This is a genomic window from Mycolicibacterium rhodesiae, from assembly GCF_002086695.1.
Classification (GTDB): domain Bacteria; phylum Actinomycetota; class Actinomycetes; order Mycobacteriales; family Mycobacteriaceae; genus Mycobacterium; species Mycobacterium rhodesiae.
This window is the reverse complement of record NZ_MVIH01000005.1, coordinates 155277-174630: the sequence shown is the minus strand read 5'-3', so window position 1 is coordinate 174630 and position 19354 is coordinate 155277. Positions and strand designations below refer to the sequence as shown.

Annotated in this window: 19 protein-coding genes; 12 read left to right on the top strand and 7 right to left on the bottom strand. The window is 68.2% G+C overall.

The window, feature by feature from the left end; all coding sequences use genetic code 11:
• Positions 1 to 2: 2 nt before the first annotated feature.
• Positions 3 to 386, bottom strand: coding sequence for a cupin domain-containing protein (locus BST42_RS13050; RefSeq protein ID WP_083119139.1), 384 nt, complete (start codon positions 384 to 386; stop codon positions 3 to 5).
• A 70-nt stretch (positions 387 to 456) separates the two neighbouring features.
• On the opposite strand from BST42_RS13050, the gene BST42_RS13045 reads away from it, so the two are divergent.
• Genes BST42_RS13045 through BST42_RS13030 form a run of 4 tightly spaced genes read left to right on the top strand, consistent with a single transcriptional unit; the run spans position 457 to position 4694 of the window.
• The gene (locus BST42_RS13045) at positions 457 to 2154 is read left to right on the top strand and encodes a tetratricopeptide repeat protein (protein WP_083119138.1); all 1698 of its coding nucleotides are present in this window, start codon (positions 457 to 459) and stop codon (positions 2152 to 2154) included.
• A gap of 30 nt (positions 2155 to 2184) precedes the next feature.
• Complete coding sequence (locus tag BST42_RS13040) at positions 2185 to 2901, top strand: rhomboid-like protein (RefSeq protein WP_237159400.1); 717 nt, start codon at positions 2185 to 2187, stop codon at positions 2899 to 2901.
• 9 nt (positions 2902 to 2910) lie between these two features.
• Entirely contained in the window at positions 2911 to 3390 is a 480-nt protein-coding gene (locus BST42_RS13035) for a nucleoside deaminase (protein ID WP_083119134.1), read from the top strand.
• The gene (locus BST42_RS13030) at positions 3387 to 4694 is read left to right on the top strand and encodes an alpha-amylase family glycosyl hydrolase (protein ID WP_083119132.1); all 1308 of its coding nucleotides are present in this window, start codon (positions 3387 to 3389) and stop codon (positions 4692 to 4694) included. The genes BST42_RS13035 and BST42_RS13030 overlap by 4 nt, the downstream gene beginning before the upstream one ends.
• On the opposite strand, the gene BST42_RS13025 is transcribed toward BST42_RS13030, so the two are convergent.
• On the bottom strand, positions 4689 to 5105 hold the full coding sequence (locus tag BST42_RS13025) for a DUF1810 domain-containing protein (protein WP_083119130.1): 417 nt from the start codon (positions 5103 to 5105) through the stop codon (positions 4689 to 4691). The two genes, BST42_RS13030 and BST42_RS13025, sit on opposite strands and share 6 nt — an antisense overlap.
• A gap of 224 nt (positions 5106 to 5329) precedes the next feature.
• Here BST42_RS13025 and BST42_RS13020 point away from each other — a divergent pair, with 224 nt between their 5' ends.
• The 6 genes from BST42_RS13020 (at position 5330) to BST42_RS12995 (ending at position 11558) form a co-directional block, all read left to right on the top strand.
• Positions 5330 to 6328, top strand: coding sequence for an esterase family protein (locus tag BST42_RS13020; protein WP_083119650.1), 999 nt, complete (start codon positions 5330 to 5332; stop codon positions 6326 to 6328).
• A 205-nt stretch (positions 6329 to 6533) separates the two neighbouring features.
• Positions 6534 to 8855, top strand: a complete 2322-nt coding sequence (gene lon, locus BST42_RS13015) for an endopeptidase La (protein WP_083119128.1) — start codon at positions 6534 to 6536, stop codon at positions 8853 to 8855.
• Positions 8856 to 8933: 78 nt separating this feature from the next.
• Positions 8934 to 9266, top strand: a complete 333-nt coding sequence (locus BST42_RS13010; RefSeq protein ID WP_083119127.1) for a TfoX/Sxy family protein — start codon at positions 8934 to 8936, stop codon at positions 9264 to 9266.
• 39 nt (positions 9267 to 9305) lie between these two features.
• Positions 9306 to 10121: an LLM class F420-dependent oxidoreductase gene (locus tag BST42_RS13005; protein WP_083119125.1), complete on the top strand. Its 816-nt coding sequence runs from the start codon at positions 9306 to 9308 to the stop codon at positions 10119 to 10121.
• Positions 10122 to 10184: 63 nt separating this feature from the next.
• Positions 10185 to 10826 (top strand): endonuclease, encoded by a 642-nt coding sequence (locus BST42_RS13000; protein WP_083119123.1) that lies wholly within the window; start codon positions 10185 to 10187, stop codon positions 10824 to 10826.
• Positions 10827 to 10829: 3 nt separating this feature from the next.
• On the top strand, positions 10830 to 11558 hold the full coding sequence (locus BST42_RS12995) for a DUF72 domain-containing protein (RefSeq protein WP_083119121.1): 729 nt from the start codon (positions 10830 to 10832) through the stop codon (positions 11556 to 11558).
• On the opposite strand, the gene BST42_RS12990 is transcribed toward BST42_RS12995, so the two are convergent.
• The 3 genes from BST42_RS12990 to BST42_RS12980 all read right to left on the bottom strand — a co-directional run bounded on the left by BST42_RS12990 (position 11544) and on the right by BST42_RS12980 (position 16200).
• Entirely contained in the window at positions 11544 to 12314 is a 771-nt protein-coding gene (locus tag BST42_RS12990) for an SHOCT domain-containing protein (protein WP_133057452.1), read from the bottom strand. The two genes, BST42_RS12995 and BST42_RS12990, sit on opposite strands and share 15 nt — an antisense overlap.
• Positions 12311 to 14647, bottom strand: coding sequence for a hypothetical protein (locus tag BST42_RS12985; RefSeq protein ID WP_110918587.1), 2337 nt, complete (start codon positions 14645 to 14647; stop codon positions 12311 to 12313). Before BST42_RS12985 ends, BST42_RS12990 begins: the two co-directional genes overlap by 4 nt.
• Before the next feature lie 86 nt (positions 14648 to 14733).
• Positions 14734 to 16200 (bottom strand): acetyl-CoA acetyltransferase, encoded by a 1467-nt coding sequence (locus tag BST42_RS12980; RefSeq protein WP_083119117.1) that lies wholly within the window; start codon positions 16198 to 16200, stop codon positions 14734 to 14736.
• Positions 16201 to 16316: 116 nt separating this feature from the next.
• On the opposite strand from BST42_RS12980, the gene BST42_RS12975 reads away from it, so the two are divergent.
• Positions 16317 to 17063, top strand: coding sequence for an alpha/beta fold hydrolase (locus BST42_RS12975; protein WP_083119115.1), 747 nt, complete (start codon positions 16317 to 16319; stop codon positions 17061 to 17063).
• Between the two features lie 2 nt (positions 17064 to 17065).
• Here BST42_RS12975 and BST42_RS12970 read toward each other — a convergent pair whose 3' ends face one another.
• Together BST42_RS12970 and BST42_RS12965 are read right to left on the bottom strand one after the other, a co-directional pair.
• On the bottom strand, positions 17066 to 18235 hold the full coding sequence (locus BST42_RS12970) for a zinc-dependent alcohol dehydrogenase (RefSeq protein WP_083119114.1): 1170 nt from the start codon (positions 18233 to 18235) through the stop codon (positions 17066 to 17068).
• Positions 18236 to 18250: 15 nt separating this feature from the next.
• Positions 18251 to 18745, bottom strand: a complete 495-nt coding sequence (locus tag BST42_RS12965) for an SRPBCC family protein (RefSeq protein ID WP_083119112.1) — start codon at positions 18743 to 18745, stop codon at positions 18251 to 18253.
• 173 nt (positions 18746 to 18918) lie between these two features.
• Between BST42_RS12965 and BST42_RS12960 the strand changes: the two genes are divergently transcribed.
• Positions 18919 to 19341: a hypothetical protein gene (locus BST42_RS12960; protein WP_110918586.1), complete on the top strand. Its 423-nt coding sequence runs from the start codon at positions 18919 to 18921 to the stop codon at positions 19339 to 19341.
• Positions 19342 to 19354: the final 13 nt, after the last annotated feature.

Here is a 19354-nt window from a genome sequence, read left to right as displayed (position 1 = left end):
CGTCAGTCGCTGACGAACGGGACCTCGGTTCCGTCGGCGAGCACGATGTAAAGCCGTCGCCACGGATTGGCGTCGACCAGCCGCCACTGATGGCCGGAGCCGACGGTGTCCTCGGCCAGCAGCACGTCGCCGGGGGCGAGCGTGAATTCCTCGCCGTCGCGGGTGGTGAACGCCAGCGTGCCGGCGAGCGTCACAACGAGTTGGCGCACCGGCGCGGTGTGCCAGGCCAGCGTGCCGCCGCTGGCGGTCTCCTCCGCAGTCACCCGCGTCGACGACATCGCCACCGACACCAGGTCGTCGTTGCGTCCCGGCGACAGGTCGAGGCGTCCGATCTCGACGTGGGACTGCGCATCGGCTCCGGTGAACAAACGCACGCAGCGAATCACTTGGGCACCCTTTCGTTCTGGTCGGTTGCAACGGTATCGGCAGTCGCCGCGCTGACCTAGGGTGTGCAGCATGGCGGTTCCACTCGGCGACACCGAGCCGTACTACGACCTCGGTGACTACCACCGTCCCGTCGACACGCCGTCGCCGCACGCGCAGGTTTGGTTCGACCGCGGACTGGTGTGGGCGTACGCCTTCAACCACGAAGAAGCGATCACCTGCTTCGAGCGGGCGCTGGCGCTCGACGCCGACCTCGCGATCGCCCGGTGGGGCATCGCGTACGCGATCGGACCGAACTACAACAAGGGTTGGGAGGCCTTCGATCCCGTCGACCTGACCGCGTCGCTGGCCCGGGCCCGCATGGAACTGGAGCTGGCCGCCAAGAGCCGCGGCAGCGTCGTCGAGCACGCCCTGATCGCGGCGCTGGCAACCCGGTTCCCGACCGACGATCCTTCCGATGCGGAAGCATTGGCCGCGGGGCATGTCGCCTATGCCGAGGCCATGGCCGAACTGGCGCGGGCCTACCCCGACGACGTCGACGTCCTCGCCCTGGCCGCCGACGCGCTGGTGAATATCACGGCATGGGCATTGTGGGACACCCAAACCGGCGAACCGGCCCCGGGTTCGCGGGTGGTGGAGGCCAAGCAATTGCTGGACGCCGCGCTGCGCACCGAGGCCGGTCGCGGCCATCCCGGCGTGTTGCACCTCTACATCCACGCGATGGAGATGTCAGCCCACCCCGAGGACGCGCTGCCGGCCGCCGACCTGCTGCGCGGCCTGGTGCCCGACGCCGGTCACCTGCAGCACATGCCGTCGCACATCGACGTGTTGTGCGGGAACTATCGAGATTCGGTGCTGGCCAACCAGTCCGCGGTGGCGGCGGATCGCCGTTTCGTCGCGCACGCCGGGCCGCTGAACTTCTACTCGCTCTACCGGGCGCACGATCTGCACTTCATCGTCTATTCGGCGATGTTCGCGGGCCAGTCGCAGATCGCACTGCAGGCCGCCGGCGAGCTATCCGGGCAGCTGACCGCCGAACTGCTCAGCATCGAGTCGCCGCCGATGGCGGACTGGCTGGAAGCGTTCGCACCGTTGCGAGTCCATGTACTGATCCGGTTCGGGCGCTGGGATGAACTGATCGCCGAACCCCTGCCCGCCGACACGGAGTTGTACTGCACGACAACGGCAACCATCCACTACGGGCGTGGAGTCGCGCATGCCGCCAAGGGGCAGCTGGCCCAGGCGGCCGCCGAACGGGAGGCGTTCGCCGCGGCCTACGCGCGGGTCCCGGAGTCGCGGTATCTGTTCAACAACACCAGCCGCGATATCTTGGCCGTCGCGGCGGCGATGCTCGACGGTGAGATCGCTTATCGGGAGGGCGATTTTGAAGAGGCGTTCGCTCATCTGCGGCGGGCGATCGCACTCGACGACGAGCTCCCGTACGACGAACCGTGGGGCTGGATGCAGCCCACCCGGCACGCATACGGCGCACTGCTGCTCGAGCAAGGGCGCGTCGAGGACGCGGCCGCGGTGTATGCCGCCGACCTCGGTCTGGACCCGACGCTGAGCCGGCCATGTCACCATCCGGGCAACGTCTGGAGCCTGCACGGCTACCACGAATGCTTGCAGCGACTCGGCCGCACAAATGAGGCCGTGATCGTCGGCCGCCAACTCGAACTGGCCAAGGCCCGCGCGGACGTCCCGATCCTGGCCTCGTGCCTGTGTCGGCTGGAAGTGCTGGAAACACCGACCGGGGGCTGTTGCCACTAGCGGACGGGCCCGCCGAAGTAATCTCGGTGGGTGCACGACGGCCTCGAACCCCCCTCGCCCGTCCTTCCGACGCGGCGCGGCTGGCCCGGCCGGGTCGTGCATTTCATCGGCACCGCGCCGATCACGTTCGGCTGGCTGGCGGTGCTGTTCCTCACGACGATCGCCCAGCACCTACTCCCGCACTGGCACCTCTTGGAACTGCTGCGCAAAGACTCCACGAACCTGCACCACCTCGCCTCCGACCCGATCCGGGTCCTCGTCACCAGCCTGCTGTGGCTCGACGGCGCTGCGTGGTGGCCGTACCTGGTGGGTTTCTCTCTCTTCCTGGCCCCTGCCGAGCGCTGGCTGGGGCGCCTGCGATTCCTGATTGCCGGGTTGATCGCCCACATCGTCGCCACCTACGCCAGCGAGGGATACCTGTACTGGCAGATCCAGGAGGCGATGATCTCACCGCGCTACCTCAACGCCCGCGACATCGGCGTCAGCTACTTCGCCGCCGGCATCGTCGGCCTGCTGAGCTATCACATCGCGCGGCCGTGGCGCTGGATGTATGTGTTCATCGCTCTCGTTTATTGCGTGGGCGCAGTGGTGATCACGCCGGAGTTCACCCCGGTCGGGCACCTGGTCGCACTGTTCGTCGGGTTCGCCTGTTACCCGCTGGCCCGTGGCCGCCCCGGGTCCCCGGTGGATCCGATGCGGCTACTGGACCTTTGGCGCTTCCGCCATCCGCCGACACCGGTTGCGTAAGGTGAGGACGTGGCGCTCGACGACCAGGACATCCGCCGGCTCGGCCGCTGCGTCGAGCTGGCCCGCACCGCATTGAACGCCGGTGACGAGCCGTTCGGCTCGATCCTGGTCGACGAAGACGGCACGGTCTTGTTCGAGGATCACAACCACGTCGCAGGCGGAGATGCCACCGCTCATCCCGAACTCGCGATCGCACAGTGGTCAGCCGCCAACCTCTCCCCCGACCAGCGGGCCCGCGCCACCGTCTACACCTCCGGCGAGCACTGCCCGATGTGCGCCGCTGCACATGCCTGGGTTGGCTTGGGCCGCATCGTGTTTGCCGTCGCGGGCGCGCAGCTGGGCCAGTGGCTCGCCACGTGGCAGGCGCCGCTGCCGCCCGTGGCGACGCTGCCGATCACGACGATTGCCCCACATTTGACGGTGGATGGCCCCGCATCTGGGTATCAGGACGAGATGAAGTCTCTGTACAAGGCGAAGTTCGCGCCATGATCGACTGGGTGCGCCACGCGATCTGGTGGCACGTCTACCCGCTCGGTTTCGTCGGCGCCTTCCCAGCCGCCGAACCGCCCGGTCCTGGCGAACACCGGCTCCGCCGCATTGTCGACTGGCTCGACCATGCCGTCGAACTCGGCACATCGGGAATCGCGCTGGGTCCCGTCTTCGCCTCCCGCACGCACGGGTACGACACCACCGATCACTTCCGCATTGATCCGCGACTCGGTGACGACGCCGACTTCGATCACCTTGTCGCCGAAGCACATCGGCGTGGACTGCGGGTCCTCCTCGACGGTGTGTTCAACCACGTGGGAACGGAATTCGAGCATTACCGGCGCGCCGTCGAGGGCACCGACCCCGACGCACGGTCGTGGTTTCGCGGCCGCCCCGGCCACTTCCACACCTTCGAGGGCCACGGCGAGCTCATCACTCTCAACCACAAGAGCCCGGCCGTCGTCGACTACACAGTCGACGTGATGAGCCACTGGCTGGCCCGGGGCGCCGACGGCTGGCGACTCGATGCCGCGTACGCGGTGCCGGAGACATTCTGGGCCCAGGTGCTCCCGCGGGTCCGCGAAGCCCATCCCGACGCCTGGTTCGTCGCCGAGGTGATCCACGGCGATTACGCCGCGTTCGTCGACGGTTCCGGTGTCGACTCGGTGACTCAGTACGAACTGTGGAAGGCGATCTGGAGCAGCCTCAACGACGGCAACTTCCACGAGCTGGATTGGGCGTTGCAGCGCCACAACGATTTCCTGGCCCGGTTCGCGCCGCTGACGTTCGTCGGCAACCACGACGTCACCCGGATCGCCAGCAAGCTGGACCGGCCCGAGCAGGTGGCCCACGCCCTGGTCCTGCTGTTCACCACCGGCGGTGTCCCCAGCATCTACGCCGGTGACGAACTCGGCTATCGCGGTGTCAAGGAAGAACGGGCCGGCGGCGACGACGCGGTCCGTCCCGAGTTCGGGTCGCCACCCGTCCCGTTGGATCCCGCCGGGCGCGAGACCTGGAACCTGCACCAGTACCTGATCGGCCTGCGCCGACGCAATCCGTGGCTGCACGAAGCGAAAACCACTGCGCTGCAACTGGACAACCGCGGCTATGCCTACGAAACCCGCAACGGTGACGACGCCTTGATCGTTGCACTCAACATCGACGACTCGCCGATGGAGCTGCCGGTCGCCACACTCATCGGCGGGCAGGCCCGGCTGGTGGGCGGCACCGCGGCACCGCCCGAAGAGCTCGTCGACGCTGTGGTGATCCCGCCCCAGGGCTGGCTGGTGCTGCGCCCGCTATAGCAGCTCCAGCGTCCGGTCGTCCCGCTCCCCGCCGTAGAACGCGTCAAGCACCGCCACGAAATCAGCGTTGTCGTCGGTGGCGTGGGCGAACAGCGTCATCGAGGAGCGCACCTTGAGGTTGTCCGGCCAGCCGAAGATGTCCTCGATCGAGCGGCCTTCGATCGCCACGGCCAGGCGCGCACACTCATGTAATCGCGGGCCGAGCACCGGGTGCGCCAGGTAGGCCTGCGCTTCGGCAAGCGAATTGATGCCGAAACGCTTTGCGGTGGAACTACTTCCGAGCGCAGCGAGCTGCGGAAAGATGAACCAGATCCAGTGGCTGCGCTTGGCACCGGCCCGCAACTCGGCAAGCACCTGGTCATACACGCGATCCTGGGCGTCGACGAAGCGCTGCAGTTCGAAGGGGGCCATGCCTCCACTGTATCGTTGCCGCGGCGTGACCTTAGCGTTATCGGCGTCGGTTCAAAGCCGTTGCGGTACTGACGATCCCGAGTCCCGCGCGTCGCCTGATCGTTAGCGAACCGCGATATGCCACACCGCCGCGCGTGCCGAGTTCGCACTACGCACCGTGATTAGCTGCCAGAGCACAGCACTTCTCCACTGTGATACACGTACGAAAGGTGATGGTTTCCGTCATGAAGATCGTCGATAAGTTGCGAGGCACTTGGTTGCGCCGCGTGGCCGCAGCCTTCGTGGCCGCACTCGCTCTGCCCGGCCTGATCGGTGTCGTCGGCGGGTCGGCGACCTCGGCCGCCTTCTCCAAGCCCGGACTCCCGGTTCTCTACCTCGATGTCCCGTCCGCCGCAATGGGACGCAATATCCGCATCCAGTTCCAGGGCGGCGGCCCGCACGCGGTGTACCTCCTCGACGGCCTGCGTGCGCAGGACGACTACAACGGCTGGGACATCAACACCCCGGCGTTCGAGTGGCTGTACGGCTCGGGCCTGTCGACCGTCATGCCGGTCGGTGGACAGTCCAGCTTCTACACCGACTGGTACCAGCCGTCGCAGGGCAACGGGCAGAACTACACCTACAAGTGGGAAACGTTCATGACCCAGGAGCTGCCGGCCTACCTGGCCGCCAACTACGGCGTGGACCCGAACGGCAACGCCGTCGTCGGTCTGTCGATGGCCGGTAGCGCCTCGCTGACCTACTCGATCTACTACCCGCAGAAGTACACCTACGCCGCATCGCTGTCCGGCTTCCTGAACCCCTCCGAGGGCTGGTGGCCGATGCTGATCGGTCTGGCGATGAACGACGCGGGCGGGTTCAACGCACAAAGCATGTGGGGTCCGTCGTCTGACCCGGCGTGGCGTCGCAACGACCCGATGGTCAACATCAACCAGCTGGTCGCCAACAACACCCGGATCTGGATCTACTGCGGCACCGGTACGCCGTCCGATCTCGACACCTCCGGTGGCGGCGGCAACCTGATGGCTGCCCAGTTCCTCGAAGGCTTCACGTTGCGCACCAACAAGACCTTCATGGACAACTACCTCGCGGCTGGTGGACGCAACGGCGTGTTCAACTTCCCCGCGAACGGCACGCACAGCTGGGGCTACTGGGGACAGCAGCTGCAGCAGATGATCCCGGACATGCAGCGGGTTCTGGGGGCAACTCCTTCCGCCGGCTGATCCACCCCGAACAACAGCGAGCCTGTCGCCACCCCCCCGGCGGCAGGCTCGCTGCTTTGTGTGCGTGGTCTGCCATCCACCGAGCGTCACTCCAGAGTCGCGGTCGACGCCCAACGTGACGCTGGGTGACGTTGGGCGCAGGACCCGGGGGAACAAACTGGAACCAGTCAAGGTTGAGTCGGTCAGACTGAACTTTGGAGGATTGATGGCTGAAGCCAAATCTGTGCCGGTCCTGTTTGTCAGCGAGCCGATCGTGCTGCCGGGAATGGTGGTGCCGATCGAACTCGACGACGCCGCGCGCGCCGCGGTGGACGCGGCGCAAGCCACCCCGACCGGCAAACTGTTGATCGCGCCACGACTGGACGATCGCTACCCCACCCACGGCGTCATCGCGTCGATCGTTCAGGTGGGCCGCATTCCCGGCGGTGGCGCCGCTGCCGTCGTGCGCGGTGAGAGCCGCGCCCACATCGGATCCGGAACCACCGGGCCGGGCGCCGCGCTCTGGGTCGAGGTCGACGAGATAACCGCGGCCGAGGCAGACGAGGACACCAAGACACTCGCCGCGGAGTACAAGAAACTGCTGCTGGCCATGCTGCAACGCCGTGAGGCGTGGCAGATCGTCGACGTGGTCAACAAGATCACCGACCCGTCGGCGCTGGCCGACACGGCCGGCTACGCGTCGTACCTCTCCGACGTCCAGAAGCGTCAGCTGCTGGAGACCGAAGACGTGGCCGCCCGCCTCCAGGTCCTGATCGACTGGACGTCAGAGCATCTGGCCGAGGTCGAGGTCAGCGACAAGATCTCGCAGGACGTCCGCGAGGGCATGGAGAAGACGCAGAAGGAGTTCCTGCTGCGCCAACAGCTCAACGCGATCCGCAAGGAACTAGGCGAAGGTGAGCCCGACGGATCCGATGACTACCGCGGGCGCATCGAGGCGGCCGACCTGCCGGAGAAGGTCCGGGAGGCGGCGTTGCGCGAGGTCGGCAAGCTGGAACGCTCCAGCGAGCAGAGCCCGGAGGGCGGTTGGATCCGCACCTGGCTGGACACCGTCCTGGACCTGCCGTGGAACACCCGCACCGAGGATTCGACCGACCTGAAGGCGGCACGGGAGATCCTGGATGCCGACCACCACGGGCTGGATGACGTCAAGGACCGCATCGTGGAGTACCTGGCCGTGCGCTCCCGTCGCGCCCAGCGCGGTCTGCAGGTCGTCGGCGGCCGGGGCTCCGGCGCGGTGATGGTGCTGGCCGGGCCTCCCGGTGTCGGCAAGACGTCGCTGGGTGAATCGGTGGCACGGGCGTTGGGCCGCAAGTTCGTTCGCGTCGCCTTGGGTGGCGTGCGCGACGAGGCCGAGATCCGCGGGCACCGGCGCACCTACGTCGGCGCGCTGCCGGGCCGGATCGTCCGGGCGATCGGTGAGGCCGGTTCGATGAATCCGGTCGTGCTGCTGGACGAGATCGACAAGGTCGGCTCCGATTACCGGGGCGATCCGTCGGCCGCGCTGCTGGAGGTCTTGGACCCCGCGCAGAACCACACCTTCCGCGACCACTACCTGGACCTGGATCTGGACCTGTCCGACGTGGTGTTCCTGGCCACCGCCAACGTGATCGAGAACATCCCGTCGGCCCTGCTGGACCGCATGGAGTTGGTGCAGATCGACGGCTACACCGAGGACGACAAGGTGGCCATCGCCCGCGAGTACCTGCTGCCCAGGCAGCGCGACCGCGCGGCGCTGACCCCCGAGGAGGTCACGGTCACCGACGAGGCGCTGCGCAAGATCGCGGCGGACTACACCCGGGAGCCCGGTGTGCGGCAGTTCGAGCGGCTGTTGGCCAAGGCCCTGCGCAAGGCGACCACCAAGCTGGCCGCCGACGACACCGCCTTGACCATCGATGAGCCGGATCTGGTTGGCTACCTTGGCCGTCCGCGGTTCACCCCGGAATCGGCGGAACGCACCGCCGTGCCGGGCGTGGCGACCGGACTGGCGGTGACGGGCCTGGGCGGCGATGTGCTCTACATCGAAGCCGGGTCGACCGACGGTGAGCCGAGCGTTCAGCTGACCGGTCAGCTGGGCGATGTGATGAAGGAGTCCGCGCAGATCGCGCTGTCCTATGTCCGCAGCCACGCCGAGCAACTCGGCGTCGATCCCGCGGCGCTGAACCGCAAGATCCACGTGCACGTGCCGGCCGGCGCGGTGCCCAAGGACGGTCCGTCCGCGGGTGTCACGATGGTGACCGCGCTGGTCTCGATGGCCACCGGACGACAGGTCCGTTCGGACGTCGGGATGACCGGCGAGGTCACCCTCAACGGCCGGGTACTGCCCATCGGCGGCGTCAAGCAGAAGCTGCTGGCCGCGCAACGGGCAGGCCTGTCAACGGTTTTCATCCCGCAACGCAACGAGGCAGACCTGGACGACGTCCCGGCCGAGGTGCTCGAGGCGCTGACGGTGAAGCCGATGACGGATGTCGCCGACATCGTCGCGCAGGCCTTGGAGCCGGCCACCGAGGCGGCCACCGCCGCGGCCTGACCGCGACAAGACACAAACTCGGGCTGATTCGCCAGAATCAGCCCGAGTTTGTGTCTGCTCGGCGTGGTAGGAAAGCGCATGGCCTACGACGAAGATCTCGCGAACCGCCTGCGGGAACTGCTCGCCATCGAACACGGAGTCGACGAGAAGCGCATGTTCGGCGGGGTGGCGTTCCTGATCAACGGCAACATGGCCGTGTGCGCCAGCGGGCAGGGCGGCCTGATGGTCCGGGTATCGCCGGACGACACCGCCACCCTGCTGCAACGGGCGCACACCGCACCGATGATCATGGCGGGGCGGGAAACTCGCGGCTGGATCCGCATCGGAGACGCCGGCGTGCGGACGAAGCGTCAGCTCCAGACCTGGACGGCCCGCGGCGTCGACTACGCGAAATCCCTGCCCTCGAAATAGTGCCGGAATAAATCCCGGCGAGCCGGGCTTGTCGCGTGCATGACCCATCCCGTGCGCGTCGCCGTGCAGATTCAGCCCGCCGATACCCCTGACTACGCCACCTGGCGGCGTGCCGTCCTACACGCCGAGGACATCGGCGTCGACGTCATCTTCGGCTACGACCACTTCCACGCGCCGTTCATCGAATCGATCGCCGACGCGAAACCGGTGCTGGCGGCCACGCAGCCGGACGTCAACAACTTCGAGGGCTGGACCGCGCTGGCCTCCTGGGGCGAGATCACCACCCGGGCCGAGCTCGAACTGTTGGTGTCGGGGATGGGTTACCGCAATCCGGACCTGCTCGCGGACATGGCACGCACCGTCGATCACATCAGCGGCGGCCGTGCCATCCTCGGCGTCGGCGCGGGGTGGTACGAGAAGGATTACACCACATACGGTTTCGATTTCGGGACGGTCAAATCCCGGGCCGACGCCTTCGACGAGGGTCTGCTGCGCATCGAGCGACGGTTCGGCCTGCTGCAGCCGGCGCCGCTGCGCAAGATCCCGATCCTGATCGGCGGATCCGGCCCCAAGCGCACCCTGCCCGCCGTCGCACGCCACGCCGATATCTGGCACACCTTCCTTCCCCTCGACTCGTATCGAGAGGCCAGCGCCCGCGTCGCCGAGCTGGCCGCCGGCTTCGGACGCTCCGACAGTGACATCGAGCGCTCGACCTTCTGGACCGATCCGCAGTCGGCAGACGACTATCTGGCCGCCGGCGCGACGTTGTTCCACACCGAGGTCCGGGCATCCGACGGCAGGTACGACCTGAGCACGGTCGAGAAGATGATCGCCTGGCGGGACACCAAACGCTGAGAATGTCTGACGCCACAATGACACGTCGTTTCGTCGGCCCACTGGACGGGTATCGCCTGGCAGATGGATGATGCGGAGGCCAGGCGGCTCATTCAGCGTCTGCGTCAGCACGCGGGCAGAACCTATGCCGCTGAAGCGGGAATCACCTTGCGGGACACCCCGATGCCGCTGTTTCAGCTGTTGGTGCTGTGCCTGCTGGCCAGTAAACCGATCGACGCCGCGATTGCGATGCACGCCGCCCGGGAACTGTTCCGGGCCGGATTGCGCACACCACGGGCCGTGATGTCGGCCAACCGGCAGACCATGATCGACGCGTTCGCCCGTGCCCACTACGTGCGCTACGACGAGAGTTCGGCGTCGCGGTTGACCGAACTGGCGACCAGGGTCAATGACGACTACCGCAACGACCTGCGCATCCTCGCCCGCGTGACCAAGCCCGATGTGAAAAGTGCCAAGCAGGCGCTCAAACAGTTCACCGGAATCGGGGACACCGGATCGGACATCTTCCTGCGTGAGGTCCAGGACGTCTGGCCGTGGGTGCGGCCCTACTTCGACAAGCGCTCACTGGACAGCGCCGAACAACTCGGCCTCCCCCGCGATCCCGACAAGCTGGCTTCCCTCACCGGGCGGGCGATCGCCCCGCTCGCCGCGGGGCTGGTGCGGGTGTCTCTGGACGACGACGTGCGGCAGCGCATCGCCGGCTGACGCGTGACGGTCCGGATCGGCACCTCGGGGTGGTCGTACGATCACTGGGACTCGGTGCTGTACCGGCCGGGGCTGCCGGTCGCCAAACGGCTGGCCCGTTACGCCGAAGTGTTCGACACCGTCGAACTCAACGCCAGCTTCTACCGGTGGCCCAAGGACGCGACCTTCGAGGGCTGGCGGACCCGGTTGCCCGACGGGTTCACCATGACGGTCAAGGTGCACCGCGGGCTGAGCCACTACCGCCGCCTGAACAATCCCGAGCCCTGGATCGACCGGCTGGAACGCTGCCAGCAGGCGCTGGGCGACAAGCGGGAGGCGGTGCTGATCCAACTGCATCCCGACCTCGAGCGCGACGATGCCCGCCTGGATCACTTCCTGTCGCTGGTCCCCGACTGGATCCGGGTGGCCATCGAGATGCGTCACCCGTCCTGGGACGACCCGCAGGTCTACGAGCTTCTGGAGCGCCACCACGCCGCCTACGTGGTGATCAGCGGGCCGGGTATGCCGTGTGTGCTGCGCGCCACCACCGATCTGGTCTACGTGCGAATGCACGGCCCCGACACCGCGCCGATCTACGCCGGGGACTACTCCGAGGACGACCTGCACTGGTGGGCCGACCGGATCCGCGAATGGCAGGACCAGGACCGGCGGGTCCTGGTCTATTTCAACAACGACGGCCAGGGGCACGCCGTCCGGAATGCGCTGCGGTTGCGTGAACTACTCGGCGGGTGATTCGAGCAGTCTTCTTCGCGCCGTGGCGAATTCGGTGTCGGTGAGGTCACCGCGGTCGCGCATGGTCTTCAAGGTCTGCAGCCGTTCGGCCAGCTCGGGCGGCAGGTCCTCCGGCTGCGGCGCGGCCCGGACAATGGGCTGGTCCTCGATGATTTCGACGAGCTGCGGGCGGGCCGGATCGATCCGCACCGCCACTCGATCGTCGGCCTCGGGCAACTCACCCAAGGTGAATGTGGCGGCCACGCGGGCCTCGTAAGGTGTTGCGCCGTCGACGCGTTCGACCCGCAGCCGCAGCACGCGGCGGCTGGCATCCTTGTTGACCACCACGTTGAGCGTCGGTCTGATGACCTCCAGCACGACACCGGTGGCGGCCACGCCGGCGCTGCGCAGCTGATCCACCCGAGACACCGAGACAATCAGCCACGCCGCGTAACCGAGGACGACCATGCTCCACAGCACCAGCCACCACACCGACAGCGGGGTCGTCCAGTCGGCCGCCCACGGCACCGTCGATGCGATCACCCAGCCGAGCAGTGCCGGACGCGGTGACCGGCGTGAAATCGCCAGGAACACAACGAACTGCGCGACGTATCCGCCGAGCCAGACACCGAGCACCCAGCCTTTGGCCGAGCCGGCACCAGCATGGTCGAGCAGCCGCGTGGCGATCAGCGCCGGGGCGGCGATCAGCACCCACCACAATGCCGAGAGCGCCGCTATGGTCCGCCACATCACCGGGCCACGGTATACGCCCGTCACACCGGCACCACGTCGCAGGCAGGCTCCAGCACGGTGACCAGCCCCGCCGAGGCGTCGACCCGGACCCTCATGCCGGTGCACAACCCGGTGGCGACCCCGGCGACGAACGGCACACCGAAGTCAGCGGCGAACACGCTCACGTCGGCCAGCGTGGCGCCGCCGTCGGTCAGCACTGCGGCGGGTGTGCCCAGCAGCGCCACCGCGTCGATGTCGGCGCCTGCGACGACGGCGATGTCCTCAGCGCTCAAACCGGCGTCGGCGGCCGAATCGACCACCCGAACGGTGCCTTCCACGACGCCGGGGCACAGTCCGGTTCCGTGCAGTTCGTCGCCGACCTGCGCGGGTTCTGCCGCCGGGACCGTCGTCCAGGCACCGTCGATGACGGCAGGCAGTCGCACGGCCTGCAACCGCTCACGTTCGGCGATGCGACGTTTTATACGCAACCTGGCGTCCGCGGGTACGGCCAGCGCCTCATCGACGGTCAGCGCGAAGACGTCGTCGAGCACCGCGATCTTGTCCGCCGCAACCAGTCTGCGGCCCAATTCCCGTGCGGAAAGCCGAAATTGGTGGGTGTAGCGAAGGGTGGTGTCATAGGCCAGCACCCGGCAGGCCTGCGCAGCAGGCACCGTCACGTGGTCGTCGGCTCCCGTGTCGTTCACTCGAGCGGCCGCCGCCAGCAGTGCGTCGGGACGATCGCCGAGCACCGGCGTCGCGAGCTCAACGGCCCCCGGTCCGCGGTGCCCGAGATGAGCCAGCGCCGAGGCGAACGCACTCGCCAACATCGGCGCGCCGGTGCGGGTGGCCGCCATATCGCCTGCCTCCAACGCGGCGCGGGCGTACGGATGTGCGCGCATCACCCGCGCCAGCGACGCGATCTCGGCGCGGATGCTCGTCGGCTGATCCGCCCCGCCCAGCTGCGCCGGGGCCGCTTCGGCGAGCACGACCGCAAGTGCACTCAGCGTCCATCCCTCATGAACTCGGCTGCGCAGCAACCGTATTCGCGCGTCCAGTTGGGCATCGCGCAGCAACTCGAGCTTGGCGGTGTCCCTCCGTTCGGCGTCGGCGGCGTCGCGGTAGGCCCGCAGGTGGCGGCCGTACATGCGGGCGCCGGCCTGCAGACGGGTCGCCGATATGGCGCCGGTCACCGTGGCGAACGCGCCGGGGCCCCGCGTCGGGACGTCGGCGGCGGCGCGCAACCGTCGCGACAGACTGGCCGCACGGCCCGGAAGTCGCGGCTCGGCGGCCGTGAGAGCCGAGGCGCCCAGATAGATCCGGTGGCCGAACGACGCGACCAGACGGCTCTCCCATTCGCCGGCGACCGGACCTCGCAGATCCAGGAGCTGAGCCAGCGACCGGCCGGCCAGCCGCAACCCGCCCAGATGAAGATCCAGCGACATCGGTGTGAGCGGACCTGCGCCTGCTTCACTCAGCGGCCCGGCCACGAACACCGGGAAGCGCGGATCGATCCGGTCGTCGAATTCGCCGTCGGCGCCGTCGGGCGCGGCTCCGGTGCCGGTCGCCCGCGGAACTGTGGTGACCGGCAGCGGGACTCGCCCGGGGACGGCGCGCGCGCCGGCCACGCCGACCTTTCGGCCCTGCAACCCACGCACCGTGTCGGCGACGGCATCGCTTGCGCCCCAGCCGCATTCGAATGCCCACTCGCTTCGCAAGGGGCCCAGGTCCAGTTGCGGACACAGCTGCGGCCAGCCAGGCACACCGCGCACCCGCGGATGCGGGTCCGCGCCGCCGAGAAGCCGGGCCGCCGAGACGACGGTGGTGGTGTCGAAGCCGGCCAGGTCGACAACGCCGGTACGGTCAGTGCCGACGGCGAGAACCAGAAACCGGATCAAATCATCGACGTGCAGTACATGGACCGATCCGATGGCGTCGGCGTCCAGCAGCGCAGCGACCGAGCGGCACACCAGGGCGTCGGTCTGCCGGCCCATCGGCGCGGCGATGCGCACCACCAGGTTCGGCGCCCAGCAGGTGCTGACCAGATCCTCCACCTGCGCAGCGCCGCGCGGACCGAGCAGAGACAGCGACGGGAACACGATCCGCGCCCCGCCGCGCGCGGCGGCGTCACAGACCCGGGCCACATCAGCCGGGCGAGCCAGATCGCGCCCTTCGGCGGGCAACTGGACGACCACGTCGGCCAGTTCGGCCAACCGGTACAGCATCGGGTGGCTGAGCGCCGCGGCGACAAACGCGACCCCCGCATCGAGGTCGCGGTGCGGACGCTCGGCGATGCCGTACACGTCATGGCCCGCCGCCAGCAGGCTCTGGGCGAGGGCACGACCTAGCTCACCGGTGACTTCCGTGAGCAAGATCCGCATGCCACGCCCCCAGTTCCCCCGCGGACTTCGACTCTAAGCAGGTCGCGGCGAAAAAATCGCCGTTTTCTCCCGTCGGGAGAAGCGGATCAGGACAGGCTGGCCCGGCCGTCGGCGTGCACCCGGACCTTGGCACCGGCGATGTCTTCGGCCACGGTGACCGCCGCCGCGTCGGCGTCGTCGATCACTGCCATCGCGCGGGCGTCGTCGGGGGTCCGCACCGCCAGGAACGCTTTTTCCGGCCGACCGTCGCGATCGAACGGGGTGGTCCAGGACTCGACCGTTCCCTCGCCCTCCCATTCGACCACCGCGGTGCGGGTGGGTTCGCGGTCGACCTCGGACTGGACGTCCTCCCAGCGGAAGGCCGCCTGCGGCGGAGTCGCGCTGTACACACCGAAGCTGTGCTTGGTGAGGAACCCGCCGTTGGCGGTGATCAGGCCGTAGGCGGCGGGGTCGTCGCGCAGCAACCCGGCCATGGTGGCGATGGAGTGCATGACGTAGTTGTTCCACGGGCCGCCTGCGAAGGTCAGGCCGCCGGTGACGGTCAGCGGCCGCCGCGGGTCGTCGGTGGCCAGGCCGAGCTCGCCGGCGGCCACCTGCACGGCCGACGGGAAGCACGAGTAGACGTCGATGTGCGCCAGGTCGTCGGTGCCGACTCCGGCGAGTTCGAGCGCGCGGCGCCCGGCGATCCGGATGGCTGGTGACCGGTGCAGTTCGTGGCGTTCGGCCACCGAGTAGGTGTCATGCGAGTCGGTGCCCGCATAGGGGAAGACCCACTGATCGCGCGGGATCTGCAGCTCGGTGGCCTTCTCGGCCGAACACAGGATGACCACGGCGGCTTGGTTGACCATGTTGTTGGAGTTCATCAGCTTCGGATACGGCCAGCTGATCATCCGGTTGTCCGGACCGGCCTGCCCGATCTCCTCGGCGCTGCGCGCTTCACGGCTCCAGGCCTGCGGGTTGTCCGCGGCCACCGCGCTGAACCGCGACCACAGCTCCGCGACGCGGCGCTGATGATCGGCCACGCTCTCACCGCGCGCGATCCGCAGCGCCTGTTCGAAGAGCGGGTAGACGTGCGACGGCAACAGCAGCCCGATGCGCTCTTCGGCGGGGCTGGACATCGGCACCTCGTCCTCGGCGCCCGGCGGCACTGCGACGTCCTCCCCCTGGCGAGTCCAGCCAGGCTTGATTCCGTTGGCCTGCATACGCTTTCGGTTCCGCCACGTCTCTCCGCCGGCGAGCAGGACGACATCGGCGCGCCCCTGCTGGATGTCCAGGCAGGCCTGATTGACCAAAGACTGCGGCGTGTTCCCGCCCACCCCGGTGTAGTAGGTCGAGGGATTGCGGGCGCCGATGCGCTGGCCCAGCAGCAGACCCGGGTCGCGGTAGCGCCACGACAGCAGGTTGACCACCCGGATGGCGTCGACGGCCTGCAGCACCTTGGAATCGGCGGCCTCCCGCGCGGCCGCGGCCATCAGGTCGACGGGTTCGATCTGCGCGTCGTCGCGCTGGTTGATCTGTCCCGCCGCGACCAACACCGGCGTCCGAGGATCCATCGACGGCCCCTATCTGTAGTCGTGACGGCGTTTGACGCCTGTCAAAACCTAGCACCGGCCGGCGGACCGCCAGAGGGGCGGTTCTCCTCGGCCGACGGGCGTGCCAGGATGACGCCATGACGGTCGTTCTGGTGCATGGCAATCCGGAAACCGACGTGATCTGGGGCCCGCTGGTCGAGGCACTCGGTCGCGACGACGTGGTGCGGTTGTCGCCGCCCGGGTTCGGTGCGCCGCTGCCCGACGACTTCCCGGCGACGATGGTCGCCTATCGCGACTGGCTCATCGGCGAGTTGGAGGGCTTCGACGAGCCCGTGGACCTCGTCGGTCATGACTGGGGCGGCGGTCATGTGCTCAATCTCGTCATGAATCGGCCCGAGCTGGTGCGCAGCTGGGCCAGCGACATCATCGGCGTCATGCATCCCGACTACGTCTGGCATGACATGGCGCAGGTGTGGCAGGCGCCCGGTGCCGGAGAACAAGCCATCGAAGCGATGGCAGGCAGCTCGCACGACGATCGGGTCGCACTGCTGACAGGGATGGGCATCCCGGCCGCCGTCGCCACCGAGTTGGCGCTCGCGCAGGGACCCGAGATGGGCCGGGCGATCCTGGCGCTGTACCGCTCGGCCGCCCAGCCCGCGGTATCCGAAGCCGGCCGATTCCTGGTCAACGCCGCCGCCCGACCGGGACTGTCGCTGTTGGCCACCGAGGACACCTACGTCGGCACCGAAGAGCAGCGGCGCGCGGCGGCCGAGCAGGCCGGTGCCCGCACCGAGGTGCTCGAGGGGCTCGGGCACTGGTGGATGCTGCAGGATCCGGTGCGCGGCGCCTCCGCGCTGACGCAGTTCTGGGATTCGCTGGACTAGGGCTAGGGCCTGATGGCCACGCGGATGCAGCCGTCGTCCTTGTTTTTGAACATGTCGTAGGCCTGCACACCTTGCTCCAGCGGCAGGTCGTGGGTGATGAGCTTGGCCGGGTCGAGGTCACCCTGCTGCACGTAGTCGAACAACCGCGCCATGTAGCGCTGGCCGTGCTGCTGGGCCGACTTGATGGTCAGGGCCTTGTTGGTGACGACGCCCATCGGGAACTTGTCGGTGACGCCGTAGACGCCGAGTACCGATACCACCCCGCCCTTGCGGCACGCCAAAATCGCTTGCCGCAGCGCGCTGGCGCGGTCGGTCTCCAGGTGCAGTAGCTGCTTGGCCTTGTCGTAGAGCTGTTGGACACCGGTGCCGTGCCCCTCCATACCGACCGCGTCGATGCATGCGTCCGGGCCGCGGCCGCCGGTCATCTCACGCAACGTCTCGTGCACACTGTCGACGGCCGTGTAATCGATTGTCTCCAAACCGTATCCGTGGCGAGCCAGCGAAAGCCGCTCGGGGATGCGGTCGATCACGATGGCTCGCTCGGCTCCCAGCAGCTGCGCGCTCTTGGCGGCCATCAACCCGACTCCGCCTGCGCCGAAGACCGCGACGGTGTCCCCTGCGGAGACCTCGCAGAAGTCGGCGCCCATGAAGCCGGTCGGTGCGGCGTCGGACAGGAACAGCGCTTGTTCGTCGCTGACCCCCTCCGGGATCGGGAAGCAGTTGACGTCGCCAAACGGCACCCGGATGTACTCGGCATGTGAGCCGGCGTAGCCGCCGAAGGGATGGGTGTAGCCGTAGATCCCGCCGGACGGATAGCCGAGCAGCGGTTGTTGCAGTTGGGCGTTGGGATTGGTGGTGTCGCAACAGGAGTAGAGCTCGTGGTCGCAATACCAGCAGCGGTCGCAGGCGATGAACGACGGCACGACCACCCGCTCACCGATCCGGCGGACTGACACCTCCGAACCGATGTCGACGATCTCGCCCATGAACTCGTGGCCGAAGACGTCGCCCTCACGCATACCCGGCAGATAGCCGTCGATGAAGTGCAGATCCGATCCGCAGGTGGTGGTCAACCGCACCCGCAGGATGATGTCGTGGGGGTTGAGGATCGTCGGATCGTCGACGGTTTCGACCGCCAGATCATTGACGCCGTTCCAACACAGTGCACGCATGGGTGGCCTTTCTGCTCAGCGCGCGGACGCGCGCGAACTCGGATTACGCCGGATGGTGGGAATCTCGCCGGTCTGCAGCAGGGCGCGAACGCGGTAGAGGACCGTGAACGCGGCCGCACCGGAAAGCAGTTCCGGCGCAGGGGTTTTGGTCCGCAACATCAGCTCGGTGCCCAAGTTGTTGGGAGCGGGCCGGTACTCGACGATGATCTCGTTGCCGTCGCTGCCGACGAAGCGCAGCGCGTCCGTGTCGCTGACGAGCCGCGACTCCCACGCCAGGTCGACGCCTGCCGCGTGCAGATGCCAGTGGTAGCGGTTGGGTTCGGTGAAGCGCACCTCCCCGAGTTCGCCGAGCACCTCCGACAGTCGGCGCGCGTCGCGCCAGAGCTCTTCAGCCTCGATCACCGTGCAGGCGACCGTGACGGTCTGCTGCGCCGTGGTGTGCGGCGCGTTGTCCGCGATCTTGTCGACCAGTCCGGCGATCTGGCCCTTCGCGTTATCGAGGACGCTCACTGTCCTGCTCCCTTCGTCGAGAACAGCCGATACCCCGGTCCGAAGCGGTCAAACGGGGACCGGTGCCACAAGCCAGGGTTTGTTTGAGCTCGCGGCGGGTACGCCTAAGCGTCCCCTAACAAGGAAGTGAGGGCCGTATGGCTGTGCGATCGGGAGTGATTTCAAGGGCCGCTATGACATTCGTCGGCGGTGCCGCGGTATTGACGCTTGCCGTCGGCTGTGGCGGAGGCGACGACAGCTCCAAGACGAGCACGTCGACCACGACGACGTCGCCCACCTCGTCGGTGGTCGTAACGACCAGTCCGGCGGGCGGTGACACCACCGCACCTGGCGGCGCGACCGGCACCGCACCCGGTGGCGTGACGGGCACGGCGCCCGGTGTGAACGGCGGCGCGGGCCCCGGTGGCGTGACGGGCACAGCGCCCGGCGTCGAGGGCGGCGCCGGACCGGGCGGTGTCAGCGGATCGGCTCCTGGCGTCCAGGGCGGCGCCGGACCGGGCGGTGTCAGCGGATCGGCTCCTGGCGTCCAGGGCGGCGCCGGACCAGGCGGTGCCGGTGGCTGCGTCAACGGCGTGGGCTGCCTGGGCACCGGCTAGCACCGGCTGGACA

Bases quoted from the DNA above. Each gene is read 5' to 3' on its own strand.
- BST42_RS12960 (WP_110918586.1), top strand. From the start codon at position 18,919: ATGACATTCGTCGGCGGTGCCGCGGTATTGACGCTTGCCGTCGGCTGT.
- BST42_RS12985 (WP_110918587.1), bottom strand. From the start codon at position 14,647: ATGCGGATCTTGCTCACGGAAGTCACCGGTGAGCTAGGTCGTGCCCTC.
- BST42_RS13025 (WP_083119130.1), bottom strand. From the start codon at position 5,105: ATGGCCCCCTTCGAACTGCAGCGCTTCGTCGACGCCCAGGATCGCGTG.
- BST42_RS13030 (WP_083119132.1), top strand. From the start codon at position 3,387: ATGATCGACTGGGTGCGCCACGCGATCTGGTGGCACGTCTACCCGCTC.
- BST42_RS13000 (WP_083119123.1), top strand. From the start codon at position 10,185: ATGGATGATGCGGAGGCCAGGCGGCTCATTCAGCGTCTGCGTCAGCAC.
- BST42_RS12970 (WP_083119114.1), bottom strand. From the start codon at position 18,235: ATGCGTGCACTGTGTTGGAACGGCGTCAATGATCTGGCGGTCGAAACC.
- BST42_RS13045 (WP_083119138.1), top strand. From the start codon at position 457: ATGGCGGTTCCACTCGGCGACACCGAGCCGTACTACGACCTCGGTGAC.
- BST42_RS12975 (WP_083119115.1), top strand. From the start codon at position 16,317: ATGACGGTCGTTCTGGTGCATGGCAATCCGGAAACCGACGTGATCTGG.
- BST42_RS12980 (WP_083119117.1), bottom strand. From the start codon at position 16,200: ATGGATCCTCGGACGCCGGTGTTGGTCGCGGCGGGACAGATCAACCAG.
- BST42_RS13020 (WP_083119650.1), top strand. From the start codon at position 5,330: ATGAAGATCGTCGATAAGTTGCGAGGCACTTGGTTGCGCCGCGTGGCC.
- lon (WP_083119128.1), top strand. From the start codon at position 6,534: ATGGCTGAAGCCAAATCTGTGCCGGTCCTGTTTGTCAGCGAGCCGATC.
- BST42_RS13005 (WP_083119125.1), top strand. From the start codon at position 9,306: ATGACCCATCCCGTGCGCGTCGCCGTGCAGATTCAGCCCGCCGATACC.
- BST42_RS13010 (WP_083119127.1), top strand. From the start codon at position 8,934: ATGGCCTACGACGAAGATCTCGCGAACCGCCTGCGGGAACTGCTCGCC.